The organism is Natronorubrum bangense, from assembly GCF_004799645.1.
Classification (GTDB): domain Archaea; phylum Halobacteriota; class Halobacteria; order Halobacteriales; family Natrialbaceae; genus Natronorubrum; species Natronorubrum bangense.
This window is the reverse complement of record NZ_CP031306.1, coordinates 528,548-546,754: the sequence shown is the minus strand read 5'-3', so window position 1 is coordinate 546,754 and position 18,207 is coordinate 528,548. Positions and strand designations below refer to the sequence as shown.

The following is an 18,207-nucleotide window of genomic DNA, read 5'->3' as shown; positions in this document are numbered from 1 at the left end:
GCTGACGTCGCCATCTTCAGTGAACTACCGGTCTGCGGTGACAACGTACGACTCCATTGGCGAAACGATGCTTTCGTCGTCACTGTACCGATGCAACGCCTCCTCAACCTCGTGAACAAGCTCGTCTCGCACCTCTTGCTCGACGGCTGCGATTGGTTCAGCGAGCGGCGAGCTTGCTGCCTCGCGGCGAACGAACTCCTCGACCGACGGATAGCGGACAGAACCGATTTCGATGGTGACCGATACGTCATCGAATCCTGCATCCTGAACGAGCGTTCGTAGCTCCTCCCCATCCCATTCAGGGAACGGAGAGCGCATCATTGCTCCGGCCTCGTCACCGATGTGCCGCTCTAACGCTTCGGTCAGTATCACGTACGCAGGCTGGAAATCGAGCGGTCGCCAGACGCTTAGTGTCACACGCCCACCTGGGGCGAGGACTCGTCGCATCTCGGTGACTGCAGCGACGGGATCGTCGAAAAACTGGAGCGATTGTTGACAGCAGACGACGTCGAACCCCTCGTCGGAGAACGGGAGGTCGGCCGCGTCGCCCTGTCGCCACTCGATCGAGGGTTGGATGTCGACAGCGGTGTCCTCCGCCACTGCAAGCATTCCGTCGTTGATGTCGAGTCCAACGACGGACCCGCTAGTGCCGACTCGAGAAGCAACTCGACGCGCCACGATACCGGTCCCGCAGGCAACATCTAGGACTCGATCTCCCGCGTGTATCTCTCCAGTCTCGACGAGGTGTTCGGCCCACGGCGCGAAAATCGGTGGCACCAAGTACTGTTCATAGGCCTCGGAGGCGTTCCCTTCGAGCTGCCAGCCAGCCGATTGATTTGCGTGATTGCTCATATGCACTCACCACGAACGCGGATACACCGCGAACATAAGTATAAATGCCTAGTGAAATGTTTCACGCCGTGAAAGCACGGTCTCGGGACCAATTCGAGTTGGGTGGCGTCGATCAGTTGAGCGATTTGACCGAGAGCAGGTCGGTTGCGTCCTCGAGCGGTCGGGCCTCGTCTCGGAACTGTTCGTAGTAGGTCTCCGCCCACGTACGCATCCCGTCGCTCCCGGTGTCAACGAGTGACTGTAACGTCCCTGTTTCCGGGTCGTAGCAGCAGATGCTGACACGCTCATCGAACAGGCAGATGCCACACCGGACGTCAAGGGGAAGGTCATCGTGTAGCAGGACGGTGTAGTTGGCTTGTGTCGCCATCTCCACGACAGTTTCTTCGTCCCACGAGAGGAGTTCCTCGAAAACAGTAGGCGGGTAGATGTATTCACACTCCAGACCGTTTCGGACCCGTTCGAAAAACGGCTCCAAATTCCCCGACTTGAGCAGTGCCATGCCGAATCCGCGCATCGTTCTCGTTGTCGTGAGACTTTCTGTGAGACGTTCGATAGGCCTGTAGGGGTATCCGGGTCCTGGCTGGGAGACCACCACGTCGGAGAACAACTCGAGGCTAAATCCATCGATTTCGTGTGGCAGCCATGGCCAGACCTCGCGGAGTCGTCGCTGATACGCCATCGCGTCCCTGAACTCCTCGAACCGATCGGCAACGAACGTACCCAAATCGGTCAGCTGGTACGTCTTCCCATCTCGCTCGATCCAGTGGCGATCCTGAAAGTCGGTAAGGATTCGGCCCAGGGTCGGTGAAGACGCTCCCGTTGTGGTACGGAGGTCGTCCCGATCACACGGACCGCTGGCCAGTGCGTCGAGCACCCCGACGCGGTGGTCCGAACTGACGAGGAACTCGATGTCGTCGAGTTCTGCATCCATATCTATGGTATGTGTTGGCACATAATAATCATCTAGCCGGGCTCTCGTCGAGTACCCAGTCTGTGAAGTACCGCGGGCGCGGTGGCCCGCGGCGTCCGTGTTTAGCGCGCTCAGTGATTGGGGTTTCGATGTCGTCCCAGTCCCACCCTTGCCGGTCGAGACGGTTGACTTCGTTACGGATACGTCTAGCTTCAAGCGACGCCTCACGCAAGTTGGCAGGCTCACCCTCAGTAATGTCGAGGCCGAACGACAGCGAGTGGGTGAGCTCTGCCTCTTGCATATGTCTATCATTTGGAGAACCCATTATAAAACTACAGACCAGCAGTGAGAGGTGCACTGAGTGACGGCATTCAGCCCCGGGCACGGTGGCCCGGGGCACTCTGCCTGCTACCTATGTAGAGCACTCAGTTAGGTGGCGCACGTTTTAACTGAGTGAGTAGGGCGCTGTATCCTCGCCCTACTTACTCACTTCGCGTTGCTCCGTTCGCTCCTTGAGGACGGGGGCTTAGCAGCCCCATTTCCAGCTAAACGCCGCTCGCCACCGAAACCAGTATCCAACTTCCCTCTCCCGGCGATGATCTTATAACTTGTGAGAGATTGATCACAACAGTGACCGCCAGTTCGTTGAGCGAGACGCTCCGAGAGACACTCTCTATTTTCGAGGAGTCCGGAGCCCCACTGACGACGACCGAAGTGGCAGACCGGCTTGGTCTCGATCGTGAGAGTACCAACGAGCGCCTCGAGCGCCTTGTCGACTACGATGAACTCGAGACGAAGACCGTCGGCACGAACGAGCGTGTTTGGTGGCAGCCACGATTGTCACCAAAACCGCCATCGCCAGACCGACGTGAGCACGACCTCGAGCTGTGTCGGACCTTGCTCGACCACTCGACCGACAGCGTTCTGATTGTCGATCCCGACACCGGGGAGTACATCGACGTCAACGAGACGGCCCGTCAGCGCAGTGGCTACTCGCGGGAAGAGCTGCTCTCGCTATCCGTTCCCGACCTCGAGGTCGACATCGACGATCTGACCGAGTGGCACGCGCTCGTCGACGAACTGCGGGCAAACGGAACGATCGCATTCGACGGCCGCCACCGGCGAGGCGATGGGACGACGTATCCGGTCGAAGTCACCGCGACCCACGTTGAACTCGACCGGGAGTACGTCCTCGCAGTCGCTCGAGACGTGACGGCGCGCCGGAAACGCAAACATGAATTCGAGCGGACGAAGCGCTGCTTCGAGGCGATCTTCGAGGACCCGAACATCCTCGTCGGCCTCCTCGAACCTGACGGAACGGTCGTTGACATCAACGGGACGGCGATGGAGTACATCGAGGCCGACCTCGACGAAGTGGCCGGCGATCCCTTCTGGGAGACGCCATGGTGGGGAGCTGGCGAGGAGATCCGCGCAGACGTGAGGAAATGGATCAAGCGCGCAGCGGCCGGCGAATACGTCGATTTCGAGACCGATCTCACCAGGCCCAGCGGCGAACAGTACACGCTCGACGGCGTCTTCAGACCGGTCATGGACGACGACGGTGACGTCGTCTCTATCATCGTCTCCGACCGTGACGTCACCGAACGTAAGCAGCGTGAGCGCGAGTTACAGGAAAACGAGGAGCGGTTACGGCTCGCTCTCGAAGCCGGAGAGATGGGGACGTGGGAGCTTGACCTCCAGACGAGGGACTCGCCCATCCGCTCCCCACAGCACGACCGCATCTTCGGCTACGACGACCCGCTCGACGAGTGGGACTTCGAGACATTCCTCGACCATGTCCAGACGGACGACCGCAAGGAAGTGAAACGGAGATTCGAAGAGGCATTCGAGACGGGAACGTGGGATTTCGAGTGCCAGATCACCCGAGCCGACGACGAGCAGCGTATCATATCGGCCCAGGGAGAGTTCCACTTCGACAGCGATGGGGAGCCGACTCGTGCGGTTGGCGTAGTCCAGGACATCACCGAGCGCAAGCAGCGCGAACGCGAACTCGAAGAGTCCGAACGGCGCTACCACACCCTGGTCGAACACTTCCCGAACGGCGCTGTCGCTCTCGTCGACGAGGATTTCCGGTACGTCACCTTCGGCGGCACCCCAGAGGGAGACACGGACGTGACGCGTGCGGACCTCGAGGGGGAGCCGCTTCGAGACGCACTGCCGCAAGAGCTGGCAGACGTCGTCGTCCCACGGTACGAGGACGCGCTCGACGGCCAAGCATCCGAATTCGAGAGCACGATCGGCGGTCGGTCCTACCAGTTCTATTTCATGCCGGTTCGAGACGACAGCGGGGAGATTTTCGCCGCCATGGGCATGTCTCAGGACATCACCGGGCAGAAGATGAGCGAACGGTATCTTCGGGACGCCAAGTCCCAGCTCGAGGCGGCGACAGAGGCCGGCGCAATCGGGACGTGGGAGTGGGACGTCCAGAACGACGAGATGGTCGTCGGGCAGTCGTTCGCGCGGACCTTCGGTGTTGATCCAGACGCAGCCCAGCAGGGCGTCTCGCTCGATCGGTTCATCAACGCCGTCCACGAGAACGACCGTGAGCGAGTGGTCAGCAAGGTCGAGGACGCTGTCGAGACCTGCAGCGAGTACGAAGCGGAGTACCGTGTCTGGAACGCCGACGGGGAACTCCGCTGGGTCGTCGCACGCGGTCGCGTCGAATGCGACAACGACGGCAGTCCGCTGACGTTCCCAGGCGCGCTGACTGATATTACCAAGCGCAAGCACGCCGAACTCGAGCGCCAGCGGACCATGGAGCAGTTAGAGACGCTGGTCGATATCCTCCCGATCGGCGTTGTCGTCGCCGACGCAGACGGGTCGCTGATCAGAGCCAACGACACGGCCAGGGAGATCTGGGGTGGCGACGTGTTCGACGCGGAGTCGATCGCAGAGTACGACAAGTATCCCGCGGTGTGGGCGGATACGGACGAGCCGGTCACTTCGGACGACTGGACGATGTCCCAGGTCCTCTACGGAGTCGAGGTCACGGAGCCGAACGTCTACGAAATCAGCGCATTCGACGGCGAACAACGCATCATCATGGAGCACGGCATGCCGATCAGAGACGAGTGTGGCGACATGAGCCGTGCCGTCGTCACCTTGACGGATATCACCGAACGCCGTGAGTACCAGCGCAAACTCGAGGAGTCGAACGAGCGGTTGGAGCAGTTCGCCTACGCGGCCTCCCATGACCTTCAGGAGCCACTCCGGATGGTCACGAGCTACCTCCAGTTGCTCGAGAAGCGTTATGGCGATGCCTTCGACGAAGACGGTGAAGAGTTCCTCGCGTTCGCCGTCGACGGGGCCGAGCGGATGCGTGAGATGATCGGCGGCCTCCTCGAGTACTCCCGCGTCGAGACGTGTGGCGATCCGTTCGAACCGACGGATCTGAACGCCCTTTTCGACGACGTGCTCGTTGATCTCCAGCTCCAGATTGAAGGGAATGATGCCGAGATTACCGCCGAAGACCTCCCGCGTGTCGAGGGCGACGCCGGTCAGCTGCGGCAGGTGTTCCAGAATCTCCTCTCAAACGCGCTCACGTACAGCGGGGACGAGCCACCGCGGGTTCATGTCGGTTCCCACCACCGTCGGGGGAAGTGGGTAATCTCGGTCGCAGATGATGGGATCGGGATTAATTCCGAGAATCAAGACCGCATCTTCACGGTGTTCGACCGACTCCACAGCCGCGAGGAGTACGACGGCACCGGGATCGGCCTCGCACTCTGTGAACGGATCGTCGAGCGTCACGGCGGCGACATCTGGGTCGACTCCGAACCGGGTGAGGGCGCGACGTTCTCGTTTACGCTGCCAGCGGCAGATGCTGCGGATAAGTGACCACGACAGCGACCCGGTGACATCCTGCTGGTCGAGTTGAGGATAGTGCAGAATCAAGGGTTCCGCTGACCGTGCGAACGGCGAAGCCGTGAGCAGCAGGGGACTCCGCGCTACCGTTCAGTTGAACGATCGTCTCAGCCACTGAGCCACGCGCCGAAAACCGTGGCCAGCAACGCCATGCTGATGTGTCCACTGCGCCAGTCGGAGAACGCCTTTTGAAGGCCGCTAGTTTCGACCCGGTCGGTGTCATCACTCCGATAGTCATCGAGCGATGGGGCGTCGTCCTCAGGGTCATCGTCTGCAGGAACTGCATCATCGGCTGACGTCGGACAGCCTTCGGGGACGAAGTTTTCGGGATCGTTGCCGTTTCCGTCCTTAAAATTCACGGATCCATCGCCGATGGTGCGCCATCCGCCATGGAACTCGTCATCCCACTCCGTCCCGGAGACATCGATCTGACTCCCTTCCTCGTTTGCTCCGGCGACGAACGAGTAGTGGTGACCGTTCATGTCGAAGTGACAGTCTTTGACATCAACTGGGCCGGGCGACCACGCCCAGACACCGCGCCCCTTGCGGTACTGACGGTCGTCAGTAACGGACGCAACACAGTTCTCGACAGTGCCCTCGGCGAGTCGGTAGTGAGAGGTCCAACAGTTTGCCGCATAACAGTCGCGGATGGCGACCGTCCCACCACTGCCGTGGTCGTCACCGGGGGCAGAGCAGTAGAAGGCATTGTCACTCATTTCCTGGACGTTGACGCGTTCGATCTCGAGGTGCCCACTGTGATCAGGGTCGACCCAGAGCCCGATTGCGCCTTTCTCCTCATAGACGGAGCCGTCGCCGAGCCACACGTTCTCGATACGCGACGTCCCGCCATCGGTATCGGCGACGCCCAGGATCGTGTGATTGCCCATATCCACCGTCCCCTCAACGGCAACGTTTCGAATCGTCCAGTCCGTCCCCGTTGCGATGATGGTGACGCCCGCGCCTGGTGCAGTGACGTCAAACCGCACGTTCTCGAGCGTCTCAGAATCGCCGACCTCGACGACCTTTCGCTCATCTTCAGCGACGGTAACGGTCTCGGATGTGGATGCTGATGCGGTCCCGATCGCAGCCGTGCCGACAACTGCCGCACCGGCCATCCCGAGGTACGTCCGTCTGTTGATTCCGTTTCGCTCGTCGCGTTGTGTTGTAGACATTGTGTCTGAGATACCCACAATATATTAATAATAAGGAGTGACGACCGTTCTCAGTATGTGTAAGTCAGTTTTTTCAGTTTATATTTTGAAAAAGAGTTTGGTGAAGCCTGATACATATTCGGTATCGAGTTGGCAGCGACTACTCAGTGTGAGTGACTCGGGCAGCGTTCAGTACAACCATCCAATGGGGCAGCGGTAAGCACGAACAAAACGATTTGAGAGAGATTGGCGACAGTAGGCAAAACAAGCGCCGAGTGAAAAGCGCGGTACAGCAAATTCTCGACCGACTTGTTGGAAGCCTCGAACGATCGCTTGCTCACATATTCTTCGACTACTCCTCAGTCTGCTAGCGGGCAGTCGTGTCAAGTTCCCCCTAGAGAGATTGCCGAACGCTCCGGTGTGGCTCGAGGACGCCGATCAGATTATCGACGGACACCGTCGTCGGAGTCTCGTCAGGGAGTCATTCGAGTCTCGAGCGAGCACAGCCGTCGGTTCTGCATCGCTGAAACCTATCGCAGCCACTGACCGTCAGTACACATCCGATCGCACGGCGAGAGCGCGGTTCGGCGTACGCGGTTCGGCGTACGCGGTTCGGAACGAACGAAGTGAGTGAGAACCGCGGACAGCGAACGGGGAGGAACGACCCGTGAGCGCAGACTCTCTGTGACTACCCAACAACGGTAAGTGCAGGTGACTTGGTTGCCAGAGTCGCTATCAATGGCGATAGTTGCCGAAACCAATGACTCTCTTTACCATCCAAATTCGCGGTAAACAACGGTTCGAGAGGCCTGTCCGCTGGAAAGAGGGGAGGCGTGAGCGTCACCAAGGGCGGTGCATTCATCCACGAACGTTCGCTTGATACGATAGTGGCCCTTCGAACGAATCAATGAGCAAGGCAGATCAGATCGAACGATTCGCGGTTTCGGCTGAAAGTGAGAGCGAGACGAAGACGGTTGTCGAGGCCCGGGACTTCGAATTCATCGTGGATGAGCCTGCAGCACTGGGCGGCACGAACAGTGGCCCTAACCCCGTTGAGTACCTCATCGGCGCGTGGGCTGGCTGTCTTACTGTCGTCGTACATACCGTCAGCGAAGAGCGTGGAATCGATCTCGATAGCGTCGAAATCGAGATTCAAGGTGACCTCGATCCTCGAAAGTTCCTCGGCGTCGTCGAAGATGTCCGAGCGGGGTATCAAGAGCTGGAGGTGAACATCGAAGTCGAGTCGGATGCCAACGAGGAAACCCTAGATGCGCTGGGAGCGGAGGTCGAGGAGCGCTGTCCCGTCGGCGATAACATCGGAAACCCGACGCCAACGAACGTGACCATCGAACCGGCCGAATGATCAACAGTATGGCTTTTCAAGCGATCGCCACGGTATCTGGAGACTAGATTGGTGATCAAAACGGATAGTTCAGCTTGGGTGGTGCGAGAGAAACACCATGCCAATCGTTCTACGACACCCTCATACAACGCCAGCTACGTCTCTCACTCACCGCTCTCCTCGTCACCGTCTTCCTCGAGGTCAGCGTCGCGGCCATACCCTTCAATCTCCTGAACTTCGGCGTCATCGTCTTCATCACCGGTTCCGTTCTCATCCGCGCCATCGTCTCCATCACCGGCTTCGGTTTCATCCGCGTCATCGTCTTCTTCCTCCTCGAGCCCATCCTCGTCGTTCATCTCGTCGTCTTCGTCCAGCTCGCCATCTTCGTCTGTCTCACCATCCTCATCAGCTGTCGTCTCGTCCCCGTCAGTCTCGCCGAGGTCTCCACAGCCAGCCAGTCCCACTACTGCACCCGCGCCGGCAAGCGATATCAACCGGCGACGTGTGATAGTTCGATCTGTCATGATGCAGTTCAGATACGACGGAACGACGAGATAAGGGCGGCCGATAGTTCGGACACTCAATATGGATTGGGCGTAATCCAACCGAATTGGATTTCTGATGGAGATGACTAAATTGGGTAACCAATTCGTACTCATTTATCTAGGCTGTGTCTCGCAGAGTGCTGTGTCCCCGTGCTATTTAATACACAGATATAGTATGGAGACAATATGAACGAGATCTTAGGCCGAGACCTGCAGCAAAAATCTATTGTCGGGACCAACGGCACCAGTTTTGGGACGCTGTACAACGTCACAATGAAGCCCGGATCCGGCGAACTCTGCAACCTCGTTGTCGACCCGCACGACCAATCTTCGTCAATGGTCACCGACGAAACAGACGATGATCGGCTCCGGATCCCCGTGAGCCAGATCAAAACGGTGAACGACCAGATTATTATCGATACCGACTAGACGGCCTGAACAGCAGGTCAAGCAGTAGTATCCAAGACGGTACAGACATCAGTCTGGCACGAACTACAACAGCGAGACGGGATCGCTCGAGTAGAGCGAGCGTGATCAAGAGTACGTCGACTACGAGACGGCAAACGAATCGTTCTAAAGTGGATAATACGGAGTCCAGTTGGAACACGCTCTGAGTCGTTGGCGTGTTGCAACTTCAGGAGAGTACGTTCGTAACGACGATGTAGCCAATGTACAGCAACAGAGCAAGAATCGCGAGTGAGACGACCGTACTCACAATCCACGTTACGATTCCGAAGACGACGGCGACGATTTCGAGGACAATCCACAGTGCAACGAGACCGACCACGCCAAGACCGACGATTCGAAGGGGAGCAGTCATAGCTAGAATATACAAGTGAGAGATCATGAGTACTCGTATTTGTGTCGCGTGAATTAAACACAAGGTCTCACTACCGCTGACGGTATCACAACCGGTGGCTGGTCCCTGTTCAATTCCATCGCCGCACTCGGCTTAACAGTCGATCAATGGCGTGAGCGACCAGCGAGTGAAAGAGTCTCGAGCAACAGTTCGGTGGTTTCGTCGAAATCCGTAGCGGCGTAACGTTATCATGAATTGAGGCGCTAAAACCCCGTCCTTTAGGGCGGGGATACAGCGCCGCACGTTTCGCAAACGTCCCAACGGAAGACTTAGTGCCCCACGGACGTATATTCGTTTGTCGACGCGCCGGTCTCCCGTCGCGTCTCGACATCCCACAAACTGGCAGTTGACTCGGTGTTTGCCTCATTAAACAAGTAAGCCCGTGGGACGCAGCCCGACAGAAAATAACCAAGTAACTCCGAGTCCCGTGCGGGATAGGAGTAACGGATGCGTGGCACCTCCACGAGTTCGTCGGACTCGAAACCGTAAATCTCCCAACGAACCGCCCTTTTTGGTGGGCGTGGGAGGCCCCGTCGTTTACGACGGGGAGGATGTCACTAGCCAGGCCCAAAGGCCGCGATATCGGCACCTACAGTCGCCAATGCGTCGGCGGGGTTCGGGTCGCTGTCGGCCAGATGCGTGTACTGGTGTTCCGGGATGCTCGACAGCGCCGCTGCGACGGCCTCGCTGTACGTTTCGACGCCCGATTCCGTCGGATCATCGCCACCCCAGACGTCTTGGATGACTGTCATCGAATCGATTCGGACTTCCAGCCGACGTGGCTCGTAGCGAGCCAATAGTTGAGAGAGTCCAAGCTGGAGAGCGACGTACTCGGCGGTGTTGTTCCCTGTCCGGGAGCCGACGGGTCGGCCGAGACGGGCAAGTTGGTCCTCCGCAGCGTCCATGATGACAGCGCCTGCCCCTGCGGGACCGGGGTTGCCCCGGGAGCTGCCGTCGACATAGAGGATGAATGTGTCGCTCGTCGGCTCTGGGACGGGTGGGTGAGTGAGTTCCGACCCCGGCAGAGTTTCGATCGCGCGACGCAACTCGGTCGGGGAGGTCGCAGGGTCGAAGAGACCGCCGTAGCCGGGAACAGCGTTGTCGATGACGTCTGTGGCGGCCGTCACCTCGTAGCCGACGCCTGCGAGTACCTCATCAACAAGCGTGGCGAGCGACGAGAGGTGTTCGGCTGGAAGGGGGTCAGCGGTCACGCCACTTCCTCCTTCAGGCTTCGGTTCCAAGCCTTCACACCCTCGCTCCCGGATGGTCTCGTTGGCTGGTCGCACCACTGCATACAGGTCCTCGGTACCCAAGCGAAATAAGCATCTGGGAGTCCCACGACTACGTCTTCGAGGACCCCGAACGGTTCGTACAGCGATACGTCGACCGCGAGCGACACGAAGTGCCACGGGAGTGATCGGAGGCCGCTGAAAAACGCCATTTGAGCCGGACCGTGGTGCCAGTCAGGATGTCTGATGAGATAGTCCTGTGTCGGGCTACCCGAAATAGTATACAACCAGAACTAGCGCCGCGACACCCGAGAGCACCGCCCAAACGACACGGTTCCAGTCGTAGACGATCCGTCCGTTGTAGCTATCAAAGGGCCAGACGATCACCAACAGGTCCACCACGACGAACACCGTAAGTGTAAGAACCAGCGATTCCAGCGTGGCAGCCTCGAGCCAGCCGCTCGTGCCGAGCCACTCACTCATAGCGATAACGCCGAGAAGCGTGGCAAGCAACAGAACTCCCCATGCCGTCGCCGCTGGGCCCAACACCGAGAGCTCGTCACGATAGTCCCACTCCGACCGCTCGGGGGTGATGTGGCCCGGAACGGGAAGGAAGCCACCGAACACGGCGATGGCGCCAGCGAACGGGTATACGTTTCCCCAGTCCCAGAAGACCCACTGCCTGCGGTCACGAGATGTGAATACAGCGTACGGAGCCCACCGAAGCGAGAGCAACACGCCGGCCGTCACGGCGAGACCAACAGTCGTCAGATCCCACGACTGGACGTCGAGTCCACCGACGACGATGGCGAGCAAGACCACATGAACGAGGACTGTCTCGGAAAAACGGCGGGCCGTCCGAAGCGGTGAGCGGCGCTGACGGCCACGAGAGTTGCTGACCTCACTGTCACTGGTCGCTCGATCAGTTGCGTTTGCGGGCTTTTCCGGCGGATTCCTCGACGGCTCGGGCGACTCTTCTCCAGGGAGTTCCAGATACCAGAGATCACAGCCGACGTTTACGAAGTGAAACGTCTTGTGCCAGACGAGTCCGCCCTGTTTCGGGCCGAACCGCTCGAGGAGCGCACTCGAGGAAATACGACTGAACCCTCTGCGGGCGAATAGCGCACTCGAGGCAGTGTTGGGCCACTGGACCACTGTCACGACTGCCCGACAGCCCTGTTCGACGAGGTAGTCCAGGGCGGCGTTGACCAGCTGGTCTCCGATCCCCCGGCCTTGTGCCGACGGGGAGGTAAACAGCCACGACACGATCCCGACGTCGCCCGCCGACCCGTCGACGATATCGAGGACGACGCCACCCACGACCTCGCCATCGACCCGTGCGGCGAGCGTGTGAGCGGAGAGACTGACAAGATAGTCCTGCGGAGTGGCGAACGCGTCGGCCGCAATCTCCTCGAGACGACGGCGCGTTTCGGACTCCGCTTCGGAAACGAGCGTTATCGACGGATCTGATGTGGCAGCCACGGATGTTCAGTGATCGTTCACTTTCAGTGACAATAGTAGTACGGGTATCGGTTGGTCGGCTCCGGCGAACCACACCAGTCGTGACTCGAGTCCCCGATTGGACTCCGGTCTCCGATATCAGGTACTGCAGTATCACTCCAGACCGAAGGAATCCGACGACGGCGAAAGCGGACTCGAGGGGAGATCACCTTCCAGTTCTGGATCGTTGTACCCGACCGGGGCGATGTCGTTGTGCGTCCAAATAGGACAGCGACACGAGCGCGTGGAGGTGTTTGCGGCCGACGCCGAGTTCGAACTTCCTACCCCTGAACATGGAAATATCGTTCTCGAGGCAGTAGTCGGTCGTCTCGAACAGTGTCCGCACGGAGCCAAAACGTGAGGGCTTGATCGTTGACATCCTCCACACGACTGACGTCGTGGGCGTTCTCCTCGATGTTCTGTAAGTACAGGCCAAGCAGGTACTGGATAGCTTTCCGTGTATTCTGTAATCGTCATTGGATGCCACTATGTTCTAGCATATACTAATTATCGGAACACGTTTTTATAAAGAACCAAAAGACGATTTATGAACCGCACATATATTGCTGTTGCGGGAATCGCACTTCTCGGCCTCATCCTTATGTTAAACCCATTCTACTTCTACCCGGATGGAGGCGGAGATTTCGAAGTTACGTACCATGTTGAAGAGATTGAAAATGAAAGTGTAGCTGAAGTGGCTCTTCTGCAATCTGAACAAGTATTACACTGTCCCGGCGAACGTCCTTGTGCCTTGGAAAGACAAATACTTGAAACGGGTTCTGTTGAATACGACGGATTCATAGATGACTACGAGGAGGCCCGTGATGACCCTCTTACTAGTGAAGACCCGCGGTTGTATCCCATAGTCAGGATTGAAGGCGAAATGTACCTTCCAGAAAGCGAATACGAAAATAATAGGACGATATTGACGCTCTCAAACATCAGCAGTATGGATGCAGTTGAACACGCCAGTGTGGATGCAGAGGACCGCTCTAAAGAAGTCCGTGAGGCAGTCGAAACAGGATCGGTTACAGTATACGGCGAACGTGTTGAGGAGTTTGAACAGAACCTGATTATTGAACACGACGAGGACTATTATTGGCAAACACGATATCGATCTCAAGGCGGCCATTGGACGGCAGGTGGAAATCTTAGCGGAGTCAGAGTGGTTCTATTTACTTTGGGTGGCGGGTTGTTGGCTTACGCTGGATGGTGCGTTCGGAAGGTAACTAACTGAGATCCACATACTGACCGATTGTGACATCCTCCTCGTCGTAAACGGAGAGGGATCGAAGATCCCTCAGGCAGTCGGACAGAGCCCGACGACGACGAGGCTTCCCACGCCCACCAAAAGGGCGGTTCGTTGGGAGATTTATGGTTTTCGGTCCGACAAACCGATGGAGGTGCCACGCATCCGTTACTCCTATCCCGCACGGGACTCGGAGTTACTTCATTGTTTTCTGTCGGTCTGTGTCCCACGGGCTTACTTTTTGATGAGGCAAACACCGAGTCAACTGCCAGTTTGTGGGTGTCGAGACACGACGGGGAACCGGCGCGTCGACGATTGAATATACGTCCGTGGGGCACCTAAAACCGTTGATTCGGCCGTTTTCGAAATGTGCGGTTCTGTATTCCCGCCCTAAAGGACGGGGTTTTAGCACCTCGATTCGAGATAAGGCCGTCTTATTCAGCATGGCTCTCTCATTGCCATTGTGTTTAACAGTATCTTCAGAGGTATGTGAACACAGCCATCATGGTGTCTTATCCTTGATTGCAATAAAAAATGCTACCAATGGAAGTGAAAAAACAAACGAAAATGCGATCGAAAATCGAAGAAACGACAGGGTGATTGGTTGATCAATTAGGCCTAGTAGGCTGAATAGTATCGCATAAATTGGGATGCCAAGTGTAACGCCAACAAGTATTGCTCCGATTTTCTTTTGTTCGGTCCGAGTCAAGGTCAGTCCCTTCACAGAGATATATTCGCGTTCTAACTGGTTAACTGTTCCCTGCTCTGGGGGGACAATAGCTTGAATAAGTTGATACAGTGTAAGCAGATCTATTACGCGACTAATTCAGGCCGTTGGACACATCCACTGTACTATCGGCGGTGAACCCCAAACGAGTATTCACAAATTACCGAAGGTCACAGCTGTCGGATCAGTTCGTTCGGTCGGTCTTACGACCCCACACACCGATGGCACCTGCAATTACCCACTTCCTCGTCGGCGCATCGATTCTGCTGTTGGTCGCAACACCTGTTGCACTCCGCTATCGCCTATCTCCGTGGATACCGCTGTGGCTCGTTTCACTCGGTGGGCTCTGGGGGCTGGGACCCGACATCCACCACATCGCGCCCGTCTACGAGACTGAGTTGCGGGCGTTCCACGACTCAGCCTGGGCCGACCTCTTCGCGTTCCACTACACGCTTGATCGCCCAGCCGTCCGGGCAGAGTACAACGCGAGTGTCTTCGGGTCGATCGTGCTGTTTTTCGGCTCCGTGATAGCGTTCACGATGGCCACGGAGTTGCGCACCAGAACGCATTTTGCAGAGACAACTGCCCTGCACTTTGTCGCGCTGAGCATCGCACTGCTTCCCCTCTTGTTGCTCGTCGCCACTGCGGGTGGTTGGTTCAATCCGTTGTCTGTTAGTGTTTGATCGGTAAGTCGAGTACCTCGAGGCGTGACACTGAAGCGACCCAGACCGGGGGATAGCGGATGCTCGTGCGGGCGCTGTACCGTTGACCCTCGAAAGTTGCGCCATGACGAGCATTTTTATCGATACCGATGGTCACTATCTCAAGGTTCGATCCTCCGCTCACGTTACCTATACCACCAATGAGTTCCGAATTTCCACACCTGTTTGACCCCGAATGTATCGGTCCCATCGAACTCCGAAACCGCCTCGTCATGGCACCAATGGGGACGAATTACGCCACTGCCACCGGAGAAGTCACTGACCAACTTCTCGACTACTATGCCGAACGCGCGGCCGGCGGAACCGGGCTTGTCACCGTTGGCACCGCGGCAGTCGAGCACCCGCGAGGACGCGCGATCGTCAACCAGCTATCGATAGCCGACAACAGCCTCGTCCCGGGACTCTCGAAGCTCGCGCGGCGCATCCAACAACACGGTGCGAAGGCGTTCGTGCAGCTCCACCACGCCGGCGGCGGCACCACAGTAAAGAAAACCGGCGGGGCCCGACCGGTGGTGAGTTCGAGAGCCGAGAACGCGTACAACGCCCGGAACCCGCGAGTTTTGGAAACCGAAGAGGTCGAATCGTTGGTGGAACGGTTCGTGGATGCCGCGAAACGCGCACAGAAGGCGGGATTCGACGGGGTAGAACTGCACGGCTCACACGGCTACCTCATCCAGGAGTTCATGTCGCCACGGAACAACCAGCGGGACGACCGATACGGAGGCGACTTCGATTCCCGAATGCGGTTTCCGACGGAGATCGTCGAAGGTATCCGAGAAGCGATAGACGACGACCTCGCGTTGTCGTTCCGGTTGAGCGCCGAGGAGTTCGTCGACGGCGGCTACGAGCTCGAGGAGGCCACGCAGATGGCCGAAATGCTCGCCGCAGCCGGCGTTGACGTCCTTGACGTCACAGTTGGCGCCTACGGCGCACCGACCCAGACCCTCGAGCCGATGGGGTATGAGGAGGCCTGGCGCTCACACTACGCCGCAGCGATCGGTGACGCCGTCGACATCCCCACTATCACCGTCGGCGTCGTCCGCCAGCCGGAGACGGCCGAAGCGGTGCTCGCCGAGGGTGACGCCGACTTCGTCGCCCTCGGCCGCGGTCACATCGCGGACCCCCACTTCGCGCGCAAGGCCAAGGAGGGACGTGTAGAAGAGATTAACCGGTGTATCGGCTGTAACATCGGCTGTATCGGCGAGGGGATCTTCGCAGACAGGGAGATGGGCTGTACAGTCAACCCAACGGTGGGCCGCGAACGGGAGTTCGCCACCCTCGAGCCCGCACCGGAGCGCCAGCGGGTGCTCGTCGTCGGTGCAGGCCCGGCTGGGATTCAGGCAGCCATCCAAAGTGCTGACCGGGGACATGATGTGACGCTGTACGACGCAGCCAAGGAGGTGGGCGGCCAGCTCCACCTCGCGGCCGCGCCGCCGCGAAAAGAGAAAAACGGGTGGTACCTCGAGTACCTCGAGACCCAACTCGAGCGCCACCCGGTTGAGGTCCGTCTGGGAGAGCGCGTCGACCGATCGACGGTCGAGGCGGTCGACCCCGACGCCGTCGTCGTGGCGACTGGCGCCAGGCCCCGCAGGATCGACATCCCAGGGGTCGACGCAGATCACGTCGTCCAGTCGTGGAACGTCATCGACGGATCGGTGCCGGTCGGTGACGAATCGGTCGTCGTCATCGGTGGGGGCGATGTGGGTTGTGACACCGCCAGCTTCCTGGCCGAACAGGGCTGTGAGGTCACCGTGGTTGAGCAGACAGACCGGATCGCGCCGGACAAAGAACGGATCAGTCGCATCGACGTGCTGCAGGCCCTCGAGTCGAACGACCGCGTCGCGCTCGTTACTGGTGAGACGGTGACAGCTATCGAGGAGGATGCTGTGACTACCGCCGACGCCGACGGCGGGGAAACGATACACGAGGCCGACCGAGTGGTGCTTGCAGTGGGACACGAGCCAAACGACGACCTCGCCGACGACCTCGATGCGTACCCTGCGTCGATCTACGTCGTCGGCGACGCCCGGGAGTCTCGAGACGTCTATCGTGCGACCCTCGACGGCACCGAGGCCGGTATCTCGATTGGCGATCCGTACCGGACCTTCAGCCCGCAGCTGTGATTTTAAGCGCCCTCGTTTCGCTCGGTCAAAAGCCACGTGGCCGAATCTCAATCGACAGGGTCTGATCGGCTGTTTGGCGTCGGAGTGGCCCACGGTTTTATCGCGTTGAAAATCGGGTCGTCATACTATGACCGACGGCAGCATACGTATCGATCCATGTCGTATCCGATCCGTGTTGCAGATGTTATGAGCACGCCGGTGGTCACGGCTGCGCCAGATGAGACCGTTTCCGACGCCGCAGGGACCTTCCTCGAGGAGGGAATCAACTCGGTCGTGATCGTCGAGGATGATGAGGCCGCCGGCATCGTCACCGGAACGGACCTCATTCAGGCGCTCGACCAGGACGAGTCGCCGCGTGAGAAGCCGTTAGAAGCCGTCATGTCTGCGCCGGTCGCCATGACCGGCCCGGCCGCCGAACTCAAGGATGCCCTCGAGACCATGCACGACCACGGGGTAGCGCGGCTGGTCGTCGTCGAGGACGGCCGTCTCGTCGGCTTGGTGAGCACCGACGACGTGATCCGGTACGCTCCACAGGTCTTCCACCGAGGCGCACTCGCCGGCGAATCCGAGCCAACGGCCCAGTACCACGCCAGACAGGAGACCGAGTACGAACTCTCCGACTGGGAGTTCGAGTGCTCGACGGTCTCTTGCGACCAGCTGAGCGTGGGCGACCGAGTGGAGTTCTCGAAGACCATCTCCGAGACAGACGTGCGGTCGTTCGCGACGGCGTCGGGTGACACTAACCGTCTCCACCTTGACGAGAGCTACGCTCGCGAGACGCGTTTCGGCCAGCGGATCGCCCACGGAACGCTCGTGAGCGGGCTCATCAGCGCCGCCCTCGCCAGACTCCCGGGGTTGACGATCTACGTCTCACAGGACCTGGTGTTCCTGGGACCAATCGGCCTGGGAGAACGCGTCACGGCGGTCTGTGAGATCGTCGGCGAAATCAGTGATCGGAAGTTCGAACTGACGACCGACGTCCTCAACGCGGACGGCGAGCGAGTGATCGAGGGAGAGGCAACGGTGCTAGTCGACGACCTGCCCGAGACGGCGGCCATTGAAATCGAAGCGGTCGCCTAGCGAGACTGGTACGATCGCCGAGAGGCACATCAC

General features: G+C 58.8%; 15 protein-coding genes. 7 read left to right on the top strand and 8 right to left on the bottom strand.

The genetic code is table 11. The features are described from left to right. Positions 1-24: 24 nt before the first annotated feature. From DV706_RS17955 to DV706_RS17945, 3 genes are all read right to left on the bottom strand, one after another. Positions 25-852, bottom strand: coding sequence for a class I SAM-dependent methyltransferase (locus tag DV706_RS17955; RefSeq protein WP_006066900.1), 828 nt, complete (start codon positions 850-852; stop codon positions 25-27). A 112-nt stretch (positions 853-964) separates the two neighbouring features. Beyond that, positions 965-1,783 carry a helix-turn-helix transcriptional regulator gene (locus tag DV706_RS17950; protein ID WP_006066901.1) on the bottom strand — a complete coding sequence of 273 codons (819 nt, stop codon included), beginning with the start codon at positions 1,781-1,783 and terminating at the stop codon, positions 965-967. 28 nt (positions 1,784-1,811) lie between these two features. Then, a complete protein-coding gene (locus DV706_RS17945) occupies positions 1,812-2,063 on the bottom strand; it encodes a hypothetical protein (RefSeq protein WP_006066902.1) in 252 nt (83 codons plus the stop codon). A gap of 329 nt (positions 2,064-2,392) precedes the next feature. Between DV706_RS17945 and DV706_RS17940 the strand changes: the two genes are divergently transcribed. After that, positions 2,393-5,620: a PAS domain S-box protein gene (locus DV706_RS17940; RefSeq protein WP_006066903.1), complete on the top strand. Its 3,228-nt coding sequence runs from the start codon at positions 2,393-2,395 to the stop codon at positions 5,618-5,620. Positions 5,621-5,754: 134 nt separating this feature from the next. On the opposite strand, the gene DV706_RS17935 is transcribed toward DV706_RS17940, so the two are convergent. Then, positions 5,755-6,819 (bottom strand): hypothetical protein, encoded by a 1,065-nt coding sequence (locus tag DV706_RS17935; protein ID WP_006066904.1) that lies wholly within the window; start codon positions 6,817-6,819, stop codon positions 5,755-5,757. Between the two features lie 886 nt (positions 6,820-7,705). Between DV706_RS17935 and DV706_RS17930 the strand changes: the two genes are divergently transcribed. Further along, the gene (locus DV706_RS17930; RefSeq protein WP_006066906.1) at positions 7,706-8,161 is read left to right on the top strand and encodes an OsmC family protein; all 456 of its coding nucleotides are present in this window, start codon (positions 7,706-7,708) and stop codon (positions 8,159-8,161) included. Positions 8,162-8,304: 143 nt separating this feature from the next. On the opposite strand, the gene DV706_RS17925 is transcribed toward DV706_RS17930, so the two are convergent. Beyond that, a complete protein-coding gene (locus tag DV706_RS17925) occupies positions 8,305-8,664 on the bottom strand; it encodes a hypothetical protein (RefSeq protein ID WP_136350953.1) in 360 nt (119 codons plus the stop codon). A 207-nt stretch (positions 8,665-8,871) separates the two neighbouring features. Here DV706_RS17925 and DV706_RS17920 point away from each other — a divergent pair, with 207 nt between their 5' ends. After that, positions 8,872-9,114, top strand: coding sequence for a PRC-barrel domain-containing protein (locus tag DV706_RS17920; RefSeq protein WP_006066908.1), 243 nt, complete (start codon positions 8,872-8,874; stop codon positions 9,112-9,114). Between the two features lie 205 nt (positions 9,115-9,319). Here DV706_RS17920 and DV706_RS17915 read toward each other — a convergent pair whose 3' ends face one another. The 3 genes from DV706_RS17915 to DV706_RS17905 all read right to left on the bottom strand — a co-directional run bounded on the left by DV706_RS17915 (position 9,320) and on the right by DV706_RS17905 (position 12,255). Next, entirely contained in the window at positions 9,320-9,505 is a 186-nt protein-coding gene (locus tag DV706_RS17915; protein WP_006066909.1) for a hypothetical protein, read from the bottom strand. A gap of 596 nt (positions 9,506-10,101) precedes the next feature. Continuing rightward, on the bottom strand, positions 10,102-10,755 hold the full coding sequence (locus DV706_RS17910; RefSeq protein ID WP_006066910.1) for a ribonuclease HI family protein: 654 nt from the start codon (positions 10,753-10,755) through the stop codon (positions 10,102-10,104). A 285-nt stretch (positions 10,756-11,040) separates the two neighbouring features. Then, positions 11,041-12,255: a GNAT family N-acetyltransferase gene (locus DV706_RS17905; RefSeq protein WP_006066912.1), complete on the bottom strand. Its 1,215-nt coding sequence runs from the start codon at positions 12,253-12,255 to the stop codon at positions 11,041-11,043. Between the two features lie 565 nt (positions 12,256-12,820). On the opposite strand from DV706_RS17905, the gene DV706_RS17900 reads away from it, so the two are divergent. From DV706_RS17900 to DV706_RS17885, 4 genes are all read left to right on the top strand, one after another. Beyond that, complete coding sequence (locus DV706_RS17900; RefSeq protein ID WP_006066913.1) at positions 12,821-13,510, top strand: hypothetical protein; 690 nt, start codon at positions 12,821-12,823, stop codon at positions 13,508-13,510. A gap of 960 nt (positions 13,511-14,470) precedes the next feature. Continuing rightward, entirely contained in the window at positions 14,471-14,932 is a 462-nt protein-coding gene (locus tag DV706_RS17895) for a hypothetical protein (protein ID WP_006066914.1), read from the top strand. Positions 14,933-15,111: 179 nt separating this feature from the next. Further along, positions 15,112-17,094, top strand: coding sequence for an oxidoreductase (locus DV706_RS17890; RefSeq protein ID WP_006066915.1), 1,983 nt, complete (start codon positions 15,112-15,114; stop codon positions 17,092-17,094). Positions 17,095-17,280: 186 nt separating this feature from the next. Beyond that, positions 17,281-18,174 carry a CBS domain-containing protein gene (locus DV706_RS17885; protein WP_240756889.1) on the top strand — a complete coding sequence of 298 codons (894 nt, stop codon included), beginning with the start codon at positions 17,281-17,283 and terminating at the stop codon, positions 18,172-18,174. Positions 18,175-18,207: the final 33 nt, after the last annotated feature.

What these genes read in the sequence shown, in the direction of transcription:
- DV706_RS17955 (WP_006066900.1), bottom strand. Translation starts at nt 852, where the DNA reads ATGAGCAATCACGCAAATCAATCGGCTGGCTGGCAGCTCGAAGGGAAC.
- DV706_RS17950 (WP_006066901.1), bottom strand. Translation starts at nt 1,783, where the DNA reads ATGGATGCAGAACTCGACGACATCGAGTTCCTCGTCAGTTCGGACCAC.
- DV706_RS17945 (WP_006066902.1), bottom strand. Translation starts at nt 2,063, where the DNA reads ATGCAAGAGGCAGAGCTCACCCACTCGCTGTCGTTCGGCCTCGACATT.
- DV706_RS17935 (WP_006066904.1), bottom strand. Translation starts at nt 6,819, where the DNA reads ATGTCTACAACACAACGCGACGAGCGAAACGGAATCAACAGACGGACG.
- DV706_RS17930 (WP_006066906.1), top strand. Translation starts at nt 7,706, where the DNA reads ATGAGCAAGGCAGATCAGATCGAACGATTCGCGGTTTCGGCTGAAAGT.
- DV706_RS17925 (WP_136350953.1), bottom strand. Translation starts at nt 8,664, where the DNA reads ATGACAGATCGAACTATCACACGTCGCCGGTTGATATCGCTTGCCGGC.
- DV706_RS17920 (WP_006066908.1), top strand. Translation starts at nt 8,872, where the DNA reads ATGAACGAGATCTTAGGCCGAGACCTGCAGCAAAAATCTATTGTCGGG.
- DV706_RS17915 (WP_006066909.1), bottom strand. Translation starts at nt 9,505, where the DNA reads ATGACTGCTCCCCTTCGAATCGTCGGTCTTGGCGTGGTCGGTCTCGTT.
- DV706_RS17900 (WP_006066913.1), top strand. Translation starts at nt 12,821, where the DNA reads ATGAACCGCACATATATTGCTGTTGCGGGAATCGCACTTCTCGGCCTC.
- DV706_RS17895 (WP_006066914.1), top strand. Translation starts at nt 14,471, where the DNA reads ATGGCACCTGCAATTACCCACTTCCTCGTCGGCGCATCGATTCTGCTG.
- DV706_RS17890 (WP_006066915.1), top strand. Translation starts at nt 15,112, where the DNA reads ATGAGTTCCGAATTTCCACACCTGTTTGACCCCGAATGTATCGGTCCC.
- DV706_RS17885 (WP_240756889.1), top strand. Translation starts at nt 17,281, where the DNA reads ATGAGCACGCCGGTGGTCACGGCTGCGCCAGATGAGACCGTTTCCGAC.